The sequence below is a fragment of the Pseudomonas sp. IC_126 genome (genome assembly GCF_004331835.1).
Classification (GTDB): Bacteria; Pseudomonadota; Gammaproteobacteria; order Pseudomonadales; family Pseudomonadaceae; genus Stutzerimonas.
In genome coordinates this window covers 14,666-30,818 of the sequence record NZ_SJSS01000002.1, presented here as the reverse complement: position 1 = coordinate 30,818, position 16,153 = coordinate 14,666, and the positions used below count along the sequence as shown (strand labels likewise).

Sequence of the window (16,153 nt, the reverse complement as noted above, 5' to 3'; positions counted from 1 at the left end):
GTAACTTTCTATGTCTCTTATCTCGGATTACGGCTTCGTACTCCTGGTGCTCGCCTGCGCGTTCGGTTTTTTCATGGCCTGGGGCGTTGGCGCCAATGACGTGGCCAACGCCATGGGTACCTCGGTGGGCTCGCGCGCACTGACCATCAAGCAGGCGATTTTGATCGCCATGGTCTTCGAGTTCTGCGGGGCCTACCTGGCCGGTGGCGAGGTGACCGAAACCATCAAGAACGGCATTGTCGACGCCGAGATGATCCCGCCGGAACTGATGGTCTTGGGAATGATGTCGGCACTGCTTGCCGCCGGCACCTGGCTGTTGGTGGCGTCGATGAAGGGCTGGCCGGTTTCCACTACCCACTCGATCGTCGGTGCGGTGATCGGTTTCGCGGCGGTGGGTGTCTCGATGGATGCGGTGCACTGGGAGGGCGTCGGTCCGATCGTTGCCAGCTGGGTCGTCTCGCCTGTGCTGTCCGGCACCATCGCCTTCGGTGTGTTCATGAGTGTGCAGCGCCTGATCATCGACACCGAGAATCCCTTCCAGAACGCCAAGCGTTTCGTGCCGATGTACATGTTCCTCACCGGTTTCATGGTGGCGCTGATGACCCTGTCCAAGGGGCTCAAACACATCGGTCTGGACCTCAGCAGCGGCCAGAGTTTTCTTCTCGCCGTTGGCGTCGGCGTGCTGGTGATGCTGATCGGTATCGCGCTGCTGACACGCATCAAGGTCGACGTCGAAGCGGACAAAACCTTCCACTTTTCCAGCGTAGAAAAGGTCTTCGCCGTTCTGATGATCTTCACCGCCTGCTCCATGGCGTTCGCCCATGGCTCCAACGATGTAGCCAACGCAGTCGGCCCGCTGGCTGCGGTGGTCGGTGTGCTGCAGTCCGATGGCGCGGCTGCGGTCGCTGCCAAGTCGGCCGTGCCGGGCTGGGTGCTGCTGCTGGGCGCGGTAGGTATCGTTATCGGTCTCGCCACCTACGGTTACAAGGTGATCGCCACCATTGGCAAGCAGATCACCGAGCTCACTCCAAGCCGCGGTTTCGCTGCGGAACTGGCGACTGCCACCACAGTGGTTGGCGCGTCGGCGATTGGCTTGCCGGTTTCCACTACGCATACGCTGGTTGGGGCGGTGCTTGGCGTGGGCATCGCGCGCGGTATCGGCGCGCTGAACCTGGGCGTGGTCGGCAAGATATTTATGTCCTGGCTGGTTACCCTGCCGGTCGGTGCTGGCCTGGCGATCGTGTTCTTCCTGATTCTTCGCGCCATTTTCACCTGATCTACCGCGCGACAGACTGCGACACCTCATACGCCCCGTCGATCTGACGGGGCGTATTCGTTCATGGGTCCCGTCTTGATGCGTTTCATGTTTCACTGGCTGCTCTGTTCCGATCTCGATACGGAGGTAGCCGGTGCCCGTTCCCTCACTCAAGGATCAATTTGCCGCGCTGGTCGCCGCGCCTTCGGTGAGCTGCACACAGGCGCATTGGGACCAGACCAACCGGCCGGTGATCGACCTGCTCGCCGGCTGGCTGGGTGATCTTGGTTTCTCCTGTGAAACGCAGGAAATAGCCCCCGGCAAGTTCAATCTGCTGGCCAGTCATGGCAGCGGTCCCGGCGGACTGGTGCTGGCCGGACACAGCGACACCGTGCCTTTCGATGCCGAGCTGTGGACGTCCGATCCGCTGCGCCTGCGCGAAGCCGACAGCCGTTGGTACGGCCTGGGCAGCTGCGATATGAAAGGCTTCTTCGCGCTGATCATCGAAGCGGTGCTGCCGCTGTTGGACCAGCCGTTCAGGCAGCCGCTGCTGATCCTCGCCACTTGCGACGAGGAAAGCTCCATGTCCGGCGCCCGGGCGTTGGTCGATGCCGGCCGGCCGCTGGGGCGTGCCGCGGTGATCGGCGAGCCCACCGGGTTGCGGCCCGTGCGTCTGCACAAGGGCATCATGATGGAAGGCATCGAGATTCACGGGCAGAGCGGGCATTCCTCCAACCCCGCCTACGGCCGTAGCGCGCTGGATGCCATGCACGGCGTGATGGGCGAGCTGATGACGCTGCGCCGTGAGTGGCAGGGCGAATACGACAATCCGCTGTTTGACGTGCCGCAGCCGACGCTCAACCTCGGCTGCATCCACGGCGGCGACAATCCCAACCGCATCTGTGGCCATTGCGCACTGGAGTTCGATCTGCGGCCGTTGCCCGGTATGGACCCCGAGCAGCTGCGCGCAGCCATTCGCCAGCGTTTACAGCCGCTGGCCGAGCAGCACCAGGTGACGATCGAGCTGGCGCCGCTGTTTCCCAGCGTGCCGCCCTTCGAGCAGCCGGCGGGCGGCGAGCTGGTCAAGCTTGCCGAACGGCTGACCGGCCATGCCGCCGAGGCGGTGGCGTTCGCTACCGAAGCGCCTTATCTTCAGCAGCTTGGCTGCGAGACACTGGTACTAGGCCCCGGCGACATCGCCTGCGCCCACCAGCCGAACGAATACCTGGATCTCGACAGAATCGAGCCCACCGTGAGGCTGCTGCGCGCCATGATCGATCACTATTGCCTGCAGCCGGCCAGCCGAGGTTAGGAGCAGATTTCGGATCGAATCTGCTCCCGCGCCCGCTCTCCCGACCCGGCTACCGATTTTTAAGCTGTCACTTGAAGGCTTCTGCAACATGCACGACTACGTCACCTGGCTTCGCGACTCCTCGCCCTACATCAACTCGCACCGTGAGCGCACCTTCGTGGTCATGCTGCCGGGCGATGGGCTGGAACACTCCAATTTCGGCAACATCGTCCACGACCTGGTGCTGTTGCACAGCCTCGGCGTGCGGCTGGTGCTGGTGTTCGGCTCGCGTCCGCAGATCGAGGCGCGACTGGCCGCACGCGGCATAGGGCCGCGCGTTCATCGCGGCTTACGCGTTACCGATTCCGCTGCGCTGGAGTGTGCAATCGATGCCGTCGGGCACATGCGCATCGCCCTCGAAGCGCGGCTGTCGATGGACATGGCGGCCTCGCCCATGCAGGGCGCGCGGCTGCGCGTGGCGAGCGGTAACTTCGTCACCGCGCGGCCCATCGGCGTGGTCGAGGGGGTCGATTATCAGCACACCGGAGAAGTACGACGCATCGACCGCAAGGGCATCGGCCGGCTGCTGGACGAGCGCACCATAGTGCTGCTCTCGCCACTGGGCTACTCACCCACCGGGGAAATCTTCAACCTAGCCTGCGAAGACGTCGCCACCCGCGCGGCCATCGACCTGCAGGCCGACAAGCTGGTGCTCTACGGCGCCGAACGCGGGCTGCTGGACGAAGCCGGGAATCTGGTGCGCGAGCTGCGCCCGCCGCAGATTCCCGCTCATGTCGAGCGGCTGAGCAGCGATTACCAAGCCGAGCTGCTGGACGCCGCTGCGCAGGCCTGCCGTGGCGGCGTCCGGCGCAGCCACCTAGTCAGCTATGTCGATGACGGCGCGCTGCTCAACGAGTTGTTCACTCGCGACGGTGGCGGCACCCTGGTGGCCCAGGAGCAGTTCGAGCAATTGCGCGAAGCGACCATCGAGGACGTGGGCGGCCTGATCGACCTGATCACCCCGCTGGAAGAGCAGGGCATCCTGGTACGCCGTTCACGCGAGGTGCTGGAGCGAGAAGTGGAACAGTTCAGCATCGTCGAGCGCGACGGGCTGATCATCGCCTGTGCCGCGCTCTATCCCATCCCCGATTCGGACTGGGGCGAACTGGCCTGCCTGGCGGTCAACCCGGAGTATCGCCATGGCGGTCGCGGCGATGAATTGCTCGAACGTATCGAAGCGCGGGCGCGCAAGCTGGGTCTGAAAACTTTGTTCGTACTCACTACTCGCACCGCCCACTGGTTCCGCGAACGCGGTTTTGAACCCAGTGGCGTCGAACGCCTGCCAGCGGCGCGGGCGTCGCTATACAACTTCCAGCGGCAGTCGAAGGTGTTCGAGAAGAAGCTGTAGAAGACGATAAAGGCGCTTGAGGCTGGAAGACTGGACGAAAAGGCAGGCCGTGGTTGTTTGTTGGTTTGTTCGTCGGATTACGCCTTCGGCTAATCCGACCTACAACTGTAGGGTGGGCCGGGCGGCGCTCCGCTTCAGCTCGCGCGGGACCGGCGGCAACGCGCTAGGCGGAGATTGATGCGGGGGCGTAAGTTTGTAGGGTGGGCTTCAGCCCACCAGAACGGGACCGGCGGCGATACGTCAGGCGAGGCGTAGATGCGGGGCGTAAGCAAGCGGTGGGCTAAAGCCCACCCTACGAGTCTGCCGCTCAGATGCCGATGGACAACAGGCTTGCCTGATAGGCCGCGACGAACTGGTCGAAATCCGATTCCTGTTGGGCTTCCAGCTCGGCCTGTCCATTGTGAGATTGCTGCGCGGCGGTTTCGAATCCGGCCTGCTCGGCAGCGCTCAGGGGCTGGCTGCGGAAATGCTCGGCATGCCGCCGGCTCTGGCGCAGGGCGAATTGGCTAAAGCTCTCGCCGCTGCGTTTCAACTCGCCGAGTACCCGCGCCGATGGCGTGAGGCTGCTGTCAGCGACCTTCGCCTGTTGCGCGGCGAGCGCCCGCGCATGTTGGTCGCCGCCCTTGGCCTGGTCCAGCAGCGCGGCGACCTGACCGATTTCACCCAGCAGTTCCTGCGCCCAGGCTTGCAGGCTGACCTGCTCGCCGCCGCGACGCAGTTCGAGGCCCGGCTTGCGCCCTTCGGTAACTACCTTGAGGAAGTTGTCGCTGCTGGCGCCGCACTCGCCCGCGACCAAGCAGGGGCTGTCTTCCAGCGTGCAGAACAGCAGGAAGGCATCGAGGAAACGCGCTTCGTCAAGATCGATGCCCAGCGGTAGGAAGGGGTTGATGTCCAGGCAACGCACTTCGATGTACTGGATGCCGCGGGCGCGCAGCGCCTGCAGCGGCCGCTCGCCGCTTTCGGTGACGCGCTTGGGGCGGATGTTGGAGTAGTACTCGTTTTCGATCTGCAGCACGTTGGTGTTGAGCTGCAGCCAGTTGCCGTCGGCGTCCTTGGTGCCCATCTCGGCATAGGCCGGATAGGGCGTCGAAACGGCCTTGTGCAGGCTATCGGTGTAGCTGGACAGGTTGTCGTAGCAGGGTGTCAGGCCGGCCTGGGCGTTGCTCTGGTAACCCAGGTCGCTCATTCGCAGGCTAGTGGCCCAAGGCAAATAAAGGGTGTCTTCGTCCAGCTGTTCGAGCTGGTGCGGGCGGCCGCGCATGAAGCTTGCATCCAGCGCTGGGGAGGCGCCGAACAGGTACATCAGCAGCCAGCTGTAGCGGCGGAAGTTGCGGATCAGCGCGATATAGCGCGAGGACTGGTAATCCTGCCGGCTGCGGGTGTCGCCATCCTCGGCCTGCAGCAGCGACCACAGCCCCTCGGGCAGCGAAAAGTTGTAATGGATGCCGGCGATGCACTGCATGGTCTTGCCGTAGCGCAGCGCCAGCCCCTGGCGGTAGACGTGCTTGAGCCGGCCGACATTGGAGCTGCCGTATTCGGCGATGGGAATCAGTGCCTCTTCCGGCAGGCGCCCCGGCATCGAGGGGCTCCAGAGCCATTCGTCGTCGAGCTTGCCGTAGGTGTAGCGATGAATGGCGTCCAGCTCGGCCAGGGTCTGTTGCGGATCGGTTGCGGTGCCGGTGATGAACTCCAGCAGCGCCTCGGAATAATCGGTGGTGATCTTCGGATGCGTCAGCGCCGAACCCAGCGCGCGCGGGTGTGGCGTCAGGGCCAGCTCGCCGTGGCTGTCGATGCGCAGGCATTCGCGTTCTATCCCATGCAGGCATTGCGAGAGCAGCGGAAGGTGGGAGGGCTCGGCCAGCAATGCCAGGCGGTGGGAGAGGAGGTCGCTCAAGTTCTGGTTCCTTCACGCATCAGTCGGCCCAATATGGGGCTGCGAGGGGCAAGCTTCAAGCCACAAGCTGCAAGAGAAAGCAGGCGCGCCCTTGCAGCCTGAAGCTTGCCGCTTCTTACAAACAGGCGAAGGTCGATTGTGCCTTGGCGATCAGTTTGCCGCCTTGATGAACTTCGGCTTCGAGAACCTGGGTACGACGCCCGGCATGTACCACCCAGGCGCGGCAGGTCAGTTCGCCTTCGGTCACCGGGCGGATGTAGTTGAGCTTGCATTCCAGCGTCACGCTGTTCGGCAGCCCGTCGTTGAGACTGTGGCTGGCCTGACCCATGGCGGTGTCGATCAGCGAGAACAGCGCACCGCCATGCAGCTTGCCGTGCAGGTTGCGCAAGCCGTCGTGCATGCTCAGCCCGAGTACGGCCTCGCCGTTTTCAGCCTTGTGAATCTCTAGGCCGAGCAGGCGGCCGAAGGCGCTGGAACTGCCCACCGCCTCGACTTGAATGCTCATATTATTTCCTCAGCTGCTTGGCATTGGCGAACAGCGACGCCATGGCCGCGTTAGCCGGCGCGGGCTTGTCCTGCTTGGTGTGACGCTCGGTGCGCGGCGCGTTGCCGCGAGGCTTGCCGCCTCCACGTGGCCCCTCGGTTTTCTCGCCGGGGGTGTCGCTCATGCGCATGGACAGGCCGACGCGGTTGCGCGGAATATCCACCTCCATGACCTTGACCTTGACGATGTCACCGGCTTTGACCACTTCGTAGGGGTCTTTGACGAATTTCTCCGACAGCGCGCTGATGTGCACCAAGCCATCCTGATGCACGCCGATGTCGACGAAGGCACCGAAGTTGGTCACGTTGGTCACCACGCCTTCGAGCACCATGCCGGGCGTCAGGTCGCTGAGCTTCTCGACGCCTTCCTGGAATTCGGCGGTCTTGAACTCGGGACGCGGGTCGCGGCCAGGCTTTTCGAGTTCCTGGAGGATGTCGCCGATGGTCACCAGGCCGAAGGTCTCATCGGTGAATTTCGCCGGGTCGAGCTTCTTGAGGAAGGTCGAGTCGCCGACGAGCGAGCGGATATCGCGGCCGGTATCGGCGGCGATGCGTTTGACCAGCGGATAGGTCTCCGGGTGAACCGCGGAGGCATCCAGCGGATTATCGCCATTCATTACGCGGAGGAAGCCGGCGGCCTGTTCGAAGGTTTTGTCGCCCAGGCGCGGCACCTTCTTCAGTTCGCTGCGGGATTTGAACGCGCCGTTGGCATCGCGGTAGGCGACGATGTTCTGCGCCAGGGTGCCGTTGAGCCCAGAAATGCGTGCCAGCAGGGCGGCGGAGGCGGTGTTCACATCCACGCCGACGGCGTTCACGCAGTCCTCTACCACCGCATCCAGCGAGCGCGCCAGTTTCAGCTGCGACACGTCATGCTGGTACTGACCGACGCCGATGGCCTTGGGCTCGATCTTCACCAGCTCGGCCAGCGGGTCCTGCAGGCGGCGGGCGATGGAGACTGCGCCACGGATCGAAACGTCCAGATCGGGGAATTCCTTCGCTGCCAGCTCCGAGGCGGAATACACCGAGGCGCCGGCTTCGCTGACCATGATCTTGGTGAGCTTCAGGCCCGGCACCTGCTTGATCAGGTCTGCCGCCAGCTTGTCGGTCTCGCGGCTGGCGGTGCCGTTGCCGATGGCGATCAGATCGACGCCGTGCTTGGCGCAAAGCTTGGCGAGAACGGCGAGGGTGCCGTCCCGATCGTTGCGCGGTGCGTGCGGATAAACGGTGGCGGTATCCAACAGCTTACCGGTGGCATCGACCACCGCGACCTTGCAGCCGGTGCGCAGCCCCGGATCGAGGCCCAGGGTCGCGCGCGGGCCGGCGGGCGCGGCCAGCAGCAGGTCGTGCATATTGCGGGCGAAGACGCCGATGGCGTCGTCCTCGGCCTTGTCGCGCAGCTCGCCGAGCAGATCGGTTTCCAGATGGGTGTAGAGCTTGACCTTCCAGGTCCAGCGCACCACCTCGCTGAGCCACTTGTCGGCGGCGCGGCCTTGGTTGGTGATACCGAAGCGCTCACCGATCATGCCTTCGCCCGGATGCATGGAGCCGGGGGCTTCGTCGCCGACCTTGAGCGTAATGCTGAGGATGCCTTCGTTGCGGCCGCGGAAGATCGCCAGGGCACGGTGCGACGGGGTGTTCTTCAGCACTTCGTCATGCTCGAAGTAGTCGCTGAACTTGGCGCCTTCGCTCTCCTTGCCGGGTACGACGCGGGCGCTGAGGGTGGCGTTGTGCTTGAGAAAATCACGGAGTTTCGCCAGCAGATCGGCGTCCTCGGCGAAGCGCTCCATGAGGATGTACTTGGCGCCTTCGAGTACCGCCTTGGTGTCGGCGAAGCCTTTTTCGGCATCGATGAAACGCTCGGCTTCGCTCTCCGGGGGCAGGCTCGGGTCGGCGAACAGTGCGTCGGCCAGTTCGCCGAGGCCAGCTTCCAAGGCGATCTGGCCCTTGGTGCGACGCTTCTGCTTGTAGGGCAGGTAGAGGTCTTCGAGGCGGGTCTTGGTGTCGGCCAGGTTGATCTCGCGGGCCAGCTCGGGCGTCAGCTTGCCCTGTTCCTCAATGCTAGCGAGGATCGAGGTGCGTCGCTCGTCCAGCTCACGCATGTAGCGCAGGCGCTCTTCCAGATTGCGCAGCTGGGTGTCGTCGAGGCTGCCGGTGACTTCCTTGCGGTAACGGGCGATGAAGGGCACGGTGGAACCTTCGTCGAGCAGCGCCACGGCGGCGGCTACCTGTTGCGGGCGCACGCCCAGCTCGTTGGCGATGCGGGAATTGATGCTGTCCATGAACCTACCTGGGTCAGTCAAACCATGCAGGCCGTGCCTGCGCGAAAGGGCGGGATTATAAAGGCAGCGGGGAGCTTGAGGCTGGAAGCTGGAAGAAAAAGCATCGGGCGTTGTCCTTGGTAGTGGCGCATGGAGCGGGTTGCATCGCCCTGCGATTTTGGCCACTTCCAACTGCTTCTCTCGCAAAATCTGCTAACAATGGCTGTCAATTGCCTTGTCATCCGTAGGCGCATAATGCGCCGTCGATAAATTCAGGAGTTTCCATGAGCAGCACTGCGTCAGCCAGCGAAGGTGAAAAAATCCTGATCGTCGATGACGATGCCCGTCTGCGGCGTCTGCTCGAGCGGTTTCTCGACGAGCAGGGCTATCGCGTCCGTACCGTCGAAAGCGCCGAGCAGATGGACCGTCTGCTCAGCCGCGAACTGTTCCATCTGGTGGTTCTGGACCTGATGATGCCCGGCGAGGATGGCTTGTCCGCCTGCCATCGCCTGCGTGAAAGCGGCAATGGAATTCCGATCATCATGCTCACGGCCAAGGGTGACGAAGCCAGTCGCATCCAGGGTCTGGAGCAGGGTGCCGACGATTATCTGGCCAAACCCTTCAACCCGCGCGAACTGCTGGCACGGATTCGCGCCGTGCTGCGGCGCCAAGCACCCCAGGTGCCGGGTGCGCCGGGCAGCGAAGACGAGACGGTGACCTTCGGCGACTACGAGCTGTTTCTCGGCACACGCGAGCTGAAGAAGGGCGACCAGATACACATGCTCACCACCGGCGAGTTTGCCGTGCTCAAGGCGTTGGTCCAGCACGCCCGCGAGCCGTTGACCCGCGACAAGTTGATGAACCTCGCCCGTGGCCGCGAATGGGACGCCCTGGAGCGCTCCATCGACGTGCAGATCTCACGCCTGCGTCGCCTGATTGAGCCCGACCCGTCCAAGCCGCGCTATATCCAGACGGTCTGGGGCGTGGGTTACGTGTTCGTACCTGATGGCAACAAGGGCTGAAAAGCGCTAGAAGTGCCTAGCGCTGGAGGCTGGAGAAGGGTCGCTTTATTCGTCCGGCCTACAGTGTCGTAGGGTGGGCTTCAGCCCACCACGCCCGGTCGATTTGGTGGTGAGCCCATAGCGCTGTGCATTTTCGTACCGCTTTCCAGCCTCCAGCGCTCTTATTCGGCTATTGATTTTATGAAGACTCCACTCTGGTTCCCGCAAAGCTTCTTCGCTCGCACCCTGTGGATGGTGCTGATCGTCGTGCTGTTCTCCAAGGTACTGATGCTGGTGTACCTGATGATGAACGACGACATGCTCGTCGATCGTCAGTACAGCCACGGCGCGGCCTTGACGCTGCGCGCCTATTGGGTCGCCGACGAGGCCAATCGCGAGCGCATCGGCGAGGCCGCAGGGGTGCACCGGGTGGCGGAGGCGGACGTGCCGCCGAGTGAATACCATTGGCCCTACACCGAAATCTTCCAGCAGCAGATGCGCGCCGAGCTGGGCCCCGAAACCGAGGTGCGGGTGCGCATCCAGCCGGAAACGGCGCTCTGGGTGCGCGCTCCGAGTCTGGGGCCGGATTGGCTGCAGGTGCCGCTCTATGCCTATCCATTGCGTGGGCAGCGGATCTGGAGCGTGCTGGGCTGGTTCCTCGGCATCGGGCTGCTTTCCACCGCCGCCGCGTGGGTTTTCGTCGGTCAGCTCAACCTGCCGCTCAAGCGCCTGGTCTACGCCGCCCGGCAGATCGGCAAGGGGCGCAGCGTGCGTTTGCCGATCAGCGACACGCCGAGCGAGATGACCGAGGTCTATCGCGCCTTTAATCAGATGGCGGAGGACGTCGAGCAGGCCGGGCGCGAGCGCGAGCTGATGCTCGCCGGGGTTTCCCACGACCTGCGTACACCGCTGACTCGCCTACGTCTGTCGCTGGAGCTCATGTCCAGCGAGGCCGAGCTGACCGAGGACATGGTCCGCGACGTCGAGGACATGAACGCGATCCTCGATCAGTTCCTCGCCTTTGTCCGCGACGGCAGTGACGAACCGGTGGAAAGTATCGATCTGGGCGAGCTGGTGCGTGAAGTGGTGGCGCCCTACAACCAGTACGGCGAAACCGTGCGGCTGTGCGTCGAACCGATGCCACAGCTGACCCTGCGACGCGTGTCGATCAAGCGCCTGTTGGTCAATCTCATCGAGAATGCCTTGCGCTACGGCGGCCACGGCGTCGAAGTTGCCGCCCACGTTTCTGGAGATGGCAGCGCGCCTTACGTGGTGCTCAGCGTGCTAGACCGAGGCGCTGGCATCGATCCGAAAGAGCTCGGCGAAATCTTCAATCCCTTCATCCGCGGCGACCGCGCGCGCGGCGGTCAGGGAGCCGGGCTGGGGTTGGCGATCGTCAAACGCATCGCTTCGCAGCACGGCGGTGTGGTCGAGTTGCGTAATCGCGAAGGCGGCGGGCTGGAAGCACGGGTCAGCCTGCCGTTGGGGTTGCTGCTGCCGAGGGATGCGATAAAGCACTGAGGCAGCTGCAAGCCTTAAGCGGCAAGAAAGAGCAGGGAGTGCCCTGCCGTCGCGCTTTTACTTGCAGTTGCCTTTTAGCCCTTGCCCTTCGTCCTCGTCAGGTGCGGGCCGGCGTTCTTTTCCAGGTACTGGATGATCAGGCCGGCAACGTCCTTGCCGGTGGTTTCTTCGATGCCGGCCAGGCCCGGCGAGGAGTTCACTTCCATCACCAGCGGGCCGTGGTTGGAGCGCAGGATGTCGACGCCGGCGACGCTCAGGCCCATGACCTTGGCCGCGCGGATGGCGGTCATGCGTTCCTCGGGAGTGATCTTGATCAGGCTGGCGGTACCGCCGCGGTGCAGGTTGGAGCGGAATTCGCCGGGTTTGGCCTGGCGCTTCATGGCAGCGATCACCTTGTCGCCGACGACGAAGCAGCGGATGTCGGCGCCGCCGGCTTCCTTGATGTATTCCTGCACCATGATGTCCTGCTTGAGGCTCATGAAGGCCTCGATCACCGATTCGGCGGCCTTTTCGGTCTCGCACAGCACCACGCCGATGCCCTGGGTGCCTTCCAGGACCTTGATCACCAGCGGCGCGCCGCCGACCATCTGGATCAGGTCGGCGATGTCGTCCGGGGAGTGGGCGAAACCGGTGACGGGCAGGCCGATCCCGCGTCTGGCCAGCAATTGCAGCGAACGCAGCTTGTCGCGCGAACGGGCGATGGCCACTGATTCGTTGAGCGGGAACACGCCCTGCATCTCGAACTGACGCAGCACCGCGCAGCCATAGAAGGTAACGGAGGCACCGATACGCGGAATTACCGCGTCGAAGCCTTCCAACGGGCGCCCGCGGTAATGAATCTGCGGCTTGTGGCTGGCGATGTTCATGTACGCGCGCAGTGTGTCGATCACCACCACTTCATGGCCACGTTGCTGGCCGGCCTCTACCAGGCGGCGGGTCGAATACAGGCGTGGATTGCGCGACAGCACGGCGATTTTCATTGGGCACCGGAAGTAGTGAGAGTCTGAGGTTTTTCCTGCACATAGGTGCGCGCAGGGTCGACCAGCCATTTGCCGTCCATCAGGGCTTTTGACCCTAGCAGCAGGCGATAGCGCATGGTCTTGCGACAGGTCAGGGTGAATTCCACCGGCCACAGGTGATCACCCAGCGCCAGCAGCGTACGCACCACGTAACGGGTCTGGGCGTGGCCGTTGGAGCTCTTGATGGTCTTTCGTGTGACCAGCGGCGCCTCGCAGCGATGGCGACGCTGCACCAGCGTGCCCAGATGCGCGGTGAAGCGCACCCAGCGTTCGCCGTCACGCTCGAATTCGCTGATCTCGGTGGCATGCAGCGCCGAGGTGCTGGCGCCGGTGTCGATCTTTGCACGCAGGCCGACCACGCCGAGTTCGGGCAGGGCGATCCATTCGCGCAAACCGATGACTATCTGAGGGTCGGGATTGTTCAAGAAAGCGTATCCACTGGATTTCCGCGCATTCTAGCAGGCCGTTGAAAAGCGTTGGTGAGGCAGGCAAGACAAGGAAAAAAACGGCCGAAGAAGCGGAGTTTACGTGCTGTAAATGAGCATTACTCACTGCGTTCGCCCTCCGGGCCGCGCTGAAGCGCGTTAGCCACAAGCGACTTTCTGAGGCTGCTTTTGACGCAGTATTGCCAACGCAGATAGTTTTTCAACGGCCTGCTAGATGCCGAGCATGACATCCGCATCTACCTGTACGACCCTATGACAACACGACGATTGGCCGAGTTGAGCGATGAGCGAAAAAGACGACGGTAAAGTCCGCTTGGATAAATGGTTATGGGCCGCGCGCTTCTACAAGACGCGCGCCTTGGCGAAGGCCGCCATCGAAGGCGGCAAGGTGCATTGCCGCGGTGAGCGCTGCAAGCCGAGCAAGGAGCCGAAAGTGGGCGAGGAACTGGTGATCCGCGCAGGCTTCGATGAACGCACCGTGGTGATCCGTGCGCTGTCCGCTGTGCGCCGGGGCGCGCCGGAAGCACAACTGCTCTATGAGGAAACTGCCGACAGTCTGGCCAAGCGCGAAAATGCCGCGGCCATGCGCAAGGCGGGTGCGTTGGGTGTGGAAACCGATGGCAAGCCGAGCAAGAAACAGCGCCGCGCTTTGCAGCGCTTCCGCTCGGATGCCGAATGACTCGCCGGTTGGACGGTCGCCACTTTCGCCCTAGAATGCGGTCCCTTCTCCCAAGGGCCCATGCAGATTCCGAGATTCGATGAGTCGCGGTATCACAGCCAACGGCCCCGGCCTTCAACCTGCTCTGGTCATGCCCATGCTCGATTCCGATTACACCCAGCGTTTTCTCTTCGATAACACCGACGTGCGGGGCGAGTGGGTCGGGCTCGAGCGCAGCTATGCCGAGGTGCTGGCCAAACACGCCTACCCGGAGCCGGTCGCCCAGCTGCTCGGCGAGCTGCTCGCGGCAGCCGCACTGCTCGTCGGTACGCTGAAATTCGATGGGCTGATGGTGTTGCAGGCGCGTTCGGCCGGCGCGGTACCGCTACTGATGGTCGAATGCTCCAGCGATCGCGAGGTGCGCGGCATCGCTCGCTATCACGAGGAGCAGCTGACGCCCGGTGCGACACTGTCTGAGCTGATGCCCGAAGGCGTGCTGGCGATGACCATCGATCCTGCCAATGGCCAGCGCTATCAAGGCATCGTCGCACTGGATGGCGCGACCCTGGCGGAAAGCCTGTCGAGCTATTTCGCCTCGTCCGAGCAGCTGCCGACGCGCTTCTGGCTTGCCGCCGATGGCCGCCGTGCCTGCGGCATGTTGCTGCAGCAGCTACCGGTCGATCGCATCCGTAACGGAGAGGAACGCGAAGCCAGCTGGCAGCATTTGCGCACCCTGGCCGATACGCTGTCCGCCGAAGAATTGCTCGGTCTCGACACCCAGACCGTGCTGCACCGGCTCTATCACGAAGAGCAGGTACGCCTATTCGAGCCACGGCCGATCACCTTCCGCTGCAGCTGCTCGCGTGAGCGCTCGGCCAACGCGGTGATCAGCCTCGGCCAGCACGATGCCGAGCAGCTGCTTAGCGAGCAGGGCGGCGCGATCACCATTGATTGCCAGTTCTGCAATCACAGCTATCGATTCGATGCGGCCGACATCGCCCAGCTGTTCGCAGGTGCGGGAACCGAGGGGCCTTCCGGCACGCGGCATTAAAAGGCCGTGGGGCGTAGAACCTTTTCGCCATTACGCCCTCATACCCAGCGCAGCGTCATTTCTGTCATAATCGCGCGCACTTTTTTTCGATGTAGTTCGCTGTCAGGTGGGCTACAACAGCATGGAGGATTCGGCCCAGGGCCGACGGGAAACTCATGACGCAAGCTATTAACGCCGTGTACGTTGATATCAGCACCGCTCGATTGATCGAAGAAGCCGTCAAGCGTGGTGAAGGTGAATTGGCCGCCAATGGCGCGCTCGTTGTCAAAACCGGTCACCGCACCGGTCGTTCGCCAGCCGACCGCTATATCGTCGAAGAGCCGAGCACCAAGGATTCCATCGCCTGGGGCCCGATCAATCGTCCGTTCCCTGCCGACAAGTTCGATGCCCTTTGGGATCGCGTCGAGACCTTCAACAAGGCTCAGGAGCACTTCGTTTCCCACGTCCACGTAGGCTCCTCCGAAGCTCACTACCTGCCGGTCAAGATGACCACCGCAACGGCCTGGCAGAACCTCTTCGGTCGTCAGCTGTTCATCAACCCGGCACAGTACAACCCGGCCGGTAAGGAAGAATGGCAGGTTCTCAACGTCGCCAATTTCGAGTGCTCTCCTGAGCGCGACGGCACAAACTCCGACGGCTGCGTGATCATCAATTTCGCCGCGAAAAAGGTGCTGATTGCCGGCATGCGCTACGCCGGTGAAATGAAGAAAGCGATGTTCTCGGTGCAGAACTATCTGCTGCCAGAGGCCGACGTGCTGCCAATGCACTGCGCTGCCAACATTGGCGAAGAAGGTGATGTCACCCTTTTCTTCGGCCTGTCCGGCACCGGCAAGACCACCCTGTCCGCCGACGAATCGCGTTATCTGATCGGTGATGACGAGCACGGCTGGGGTACTGGCGTGGTGTTCAACATCGAAGGCGGTTGCTACGCCAAGTGCATCGACCTGTCCGAGAAGAACGAGCCGGTGATCTGGAAAGCCATCCAGTTCGGTACCGTGCTGGAAAACGTGGTGCTCGATGACGAGCGCGTCGCCGATTACACCGATGACAGCCTGACCCAGAACAGTCGCGCTGCCTACCCGCTGGAATACGTCGAGAAGCGTTCCGAGAAAAACCTCGGCGGTGAGCCGAACGCTGTGATCTTCCTAACCTGCGACCTGACCGGCGTGCTGCCGCCCGTGTCGATCCTGAACAACGAGCAGGCCGCCTACCACTTCCTCTCCGGCTACACCGCGCTGGTCGGTTCCACCGAGATGGGTTCGGGCAGCGGCATCAAGTCCACTTTCTCCACCTGCTTCGGCGCGCCGTTCTTCCCGCGTCCGGCTGGTGTCTACGCCGAGCTGCTGATCAAGCGCATCCAGGCGTTCGGCTCCAAGGTTTATCTGGTCAACACCGGCTGGACCGGCGGTGGTTATGGCGTCGGCAAGCGCTTCAACATCCCGACCACCCGTGCGGTGATCGCCGCGATCCAGAGCGGCGCGCTGATCGGTACGGAAACCGAGCACCTGCCGATCATCAACCTGGACGTGCCGAAGGCCGTTCCGGGTGTCGAAACCCAACTGCTCAACCCGCGTAATACCTGGACTGACCAGAACGCCTACGACGAAGCGGCCAAAGAACTGGCGAACAAGTTCATCGAGAACTTCAAGAAGTTCGACGTCTCCGACGCCATCAAGGCCGCCGGCCCGCAACTCTAAGCTGTAAGCCGTCGCGTCAGAATCAGCCGCCTTCGGGCGGCTTTTTCGTGGCTGGTCACCAGAAAATTTGTGAGGCTTTTTGTAGGGCGGGCCGGGCGGAGCTCCGCTTCA

At 63.0% G+C, this 16,153-nt stretch carries 13 protein-coding genes; 8 read left to right on the top strand and 5 right to left on the bottom strand.

The genetic code is table 11. The features are described 5' to 3' along the window. Window positions 1–10: 10 nt before the first annotated feature. The 3 genes from E0D86_RS05625 to argA all read left to right on the top strand — a co-directional run bounded on the left by E0D86_RS05625 (window position 11) and on the right by argA (window position 3,954). A complete protein-coding gene (locus E0D86_RS05625; RefSeq protein WP_131649022.1) occupies window positions 11–1,276 on the top strand; it encodes an inorganic phosphate transporter in 1,266 nt (421 codons plus the stop codon). A 133-nt stretch (window positions 1,277–1,409) separates the two neighbouring features. Continuing rightward, window positions 1,410–2,567, top strand: coding sequence for an acetylornithine deacetylase (argE, locus tag E0D86_RS05620; RefSeq protein WP_131649021.1), 1,158 nt, complete (start codon window positions 1,410–1,412; stop codon window positions 2,565–2,567). An 88-nt stretch (window positions 2,568–2,655) separates the two neighbouring features. Continuing rightward, a complete protein-coding gene (argA, locus tag E0D86_RS05615) occupies window positions 2,656–3,954 on the top strand; it encodes an amino-acid N-acetyltransferase (protein WP_131649020.1) in 1,299 nt (432 codons plus the stop codon). A gap of 307 nt (window positions 3,955–4,261) precedes the next feature. Here the strand turns inward: argA and gshA are convergent, their stop codons facing one another. The 3 genes from gshA to E0D86_RS05600 form a co-directional block, all read right to left on the bottom strand. Further along, complete coding sequence (gene gshA, locus E0D86_RS05610; RefSeq protein WP_131649019.1) at window positions 4,262–5,848, bottom strand: glutamate--cysteine ligase; 1,587 nt, start codon at window positions 5,846–5,848, stop codon at window positions 4,262–4,264. Window positions 5,849–5,963: 115 nt separating this feature from the next. After that, window positions 5,964–6,353 carry a PaaI family thioesterase gene (locus tag E0D86_RS05605; RefSeq protein WP_131649018.1) on the bottom strand — a complete coding sequence of 130 codons (390 nt, stop codon included), beginning with the start codon at window positions 6,351–6,353 and terminating at the stop codon, window positions 5,964–5,966. A 1-nt stretch (window position 6,354) separates the two neighbouring features. After that, window positions 6,355–8,670, bottom strand: coding sequence for a Tex family protein (locus E0D86_RS05600; protein WP_131649017.1), 2,316 nt, complete (start codon window positions 8,668–8,670; stop codon window positions 6,355–6,357). 263 nt (window positions 8,671–8,933) lie between these two features. Here E0D86_RS05600 and ompR point away from each other — a divergent pair, with 263 nt between their 5' ends. Further along, a complete protein-coding gene (gene ompR / locus E0D86_RS05595) occupies window positions 8,934–9,671 on the top strand; it encodes a two-component system response regulator OmpR (protein ID WP_131649016.1) in 738 nt (245 codons plus the stop codon). Between the two features lie 180 nt (window positions 9,672–9,851). Beyond that, on the top strand, window positions 9,852–11,171 hold the full coding sequence (locus E0D86_RS05590) for an ATP-binding protein (RefSeq protein ID WP_131649015.1): 1,320 nt from the start codon (window positions 9,852–9,854) through the stop codon (window positions 11,169–11,171). A 74-nt stretch (window positions 11,172–11,245) separates the two neighbouring features. On the opposite strand, the gene rimK is transcribed toward E0D86_RS05590, so the two are convergent. Further along, window positions 11,246–12,151 carry a 30S ribosomal protein S6--L-glutamate ligase gene (gene rimK, locus E0D86_RS05585; RefSeq protein ID WP_131649014.1) on the bottom strand — a complete coding sequence of 302 codons (906 nt, stop codon included), beginning with the start codon at window positions 12,149–12,151 and terminating at the stop codon, window positions 11,246–11,248. Continuing rightward, a complete protein-coding gene (locus tag E0D86_RS05580; RefSeq protein ID WP_371924054.1) occupies window positions 12,148–12,549 on the bottom strand; it encodes an ATP-dependent zinc protease in 402 nt (133 codons plus the stop codon). Before E0D86_RS05580 ends, rimK begins: the two co-directional genes overlap by 4 nt. Before the next feature lie 370 nt (window positions 12,550–12,919). On the opposite strand from E0D86_RS05580, the gene E0D86_RS05575 reads away from it, so the two are divergent. From E0D86_RS05575 to E0D86_RS05565, 3 genes are all read left to right on the top strand, one after another. Next, window positions 12,920–13,315 (top strand): RNA-binding S4 domain-containing protein, encoded by a 396-nt coding sequence (locus tag E0D86_RS05575; protein ID WP_131649012.1) that lies wholly within the window; start codon window positions 12,920–12,922, stop codon window positions 13,313–13,315. A gap of 136 nt (window positions 13,316–13,451) precedes the next feature. Next, complete coding sequence (hslO, locus tag E0D86_RS05570) at window positions 13,452–14,345, top strand: Hsp33 family molecular chaperone HslO (protein WP_165914219.1); 894 nt, start codon at window positions 13,452–13,454, stop codon at window positions 14,343–14,345. Between the two features lie 155 nt (window positions 14,346–14,500). Continuing rightward, window positions 14,501–16,042, top strand: a complete 1,542-nt coding sequence (locus E0D86_RS05565; RefSeq protein WP_131649011.1) for a phosphoenolpyruvate carboxykinase — start codon at window positions 14,501–14,503, stop codon at window positions 16,040–16,042. Window positions 16,043–16,153 lie beyond the last annotated feature (111 nt).

Excerpts from the sequence above, each read along its gene's own strand:
- E0D86_RS05625 (WP_131649022.1), top strand. The coding sequence starts at position 11 with ATGTCTCTTATCTCGGATTACGGCTTCGTACTCCTGGTGCTCGCCTGC.
- argA (WP_131649020.1), top strand. The coding sequence starts at position 2,656 with ATGCACGACTACGTCACCTGGCTTCGCGACTCCTCGCCCTACATCAAC.
- E0D86_RS05605 (WP_131649018.1), bottom strand. The coding sequence starts at position 6,353 with ATGAGCATTCAAGTCGAGGCGGTGGGCAGTTCCAGCGCCTTCGGCCGC.
- E0D86_RS05600 (WP_131649017.1), bottom strand. The coding sequence starts at position 8,670 with ATGGACAGCATCAATTCCCGCATCGCCAACGAGCTGGGCGTGCGCCCG.
- ompR (WP_131649016.1), top strand. The coding sequence starts at position 8,934 with ATGAGCAGCACTGCGTCAGCCAGCGAAGGTGAAAAAATCCTGATCGTC.
- E0D86_RS05590 (WP_131649015.1), top strand. The coding sequence starts at position 9,852 with ATGAAGACTCCACTCTGGTTCCCGCAAAGCTTCTTCGCTCGCACCCTG.
- rimK (WP_131649014.1), bottom strand. The coding sequence starts at position 12,151 with ATGAAAATCGCCGTGCTGTCGCGCAATCCACGCCTGTATTCGACCCGC.
- E0D86_RS05575 (WP_131649012.1), top strand. The coding sequence starts at position 12,920 with ATGAGCGAAAAAGACGACGGTAAAGTCCGCTTGGATAAATGGTTATGG.
- hslO (WP_165914219.1), top strand. The coding sequence starts at position 13,452 with ATGCTCGATTCCGATTACACCCAGCGTTTTCTCTTCGATAACACCGAC.
- E0D86_RS05565 (WP_131649011.1), top strand. The coding sequence starts at position 14,501 with ATGACGCAAGCTATTAACGCCGTGTACGTTGATATCAGCACCGCTCGA.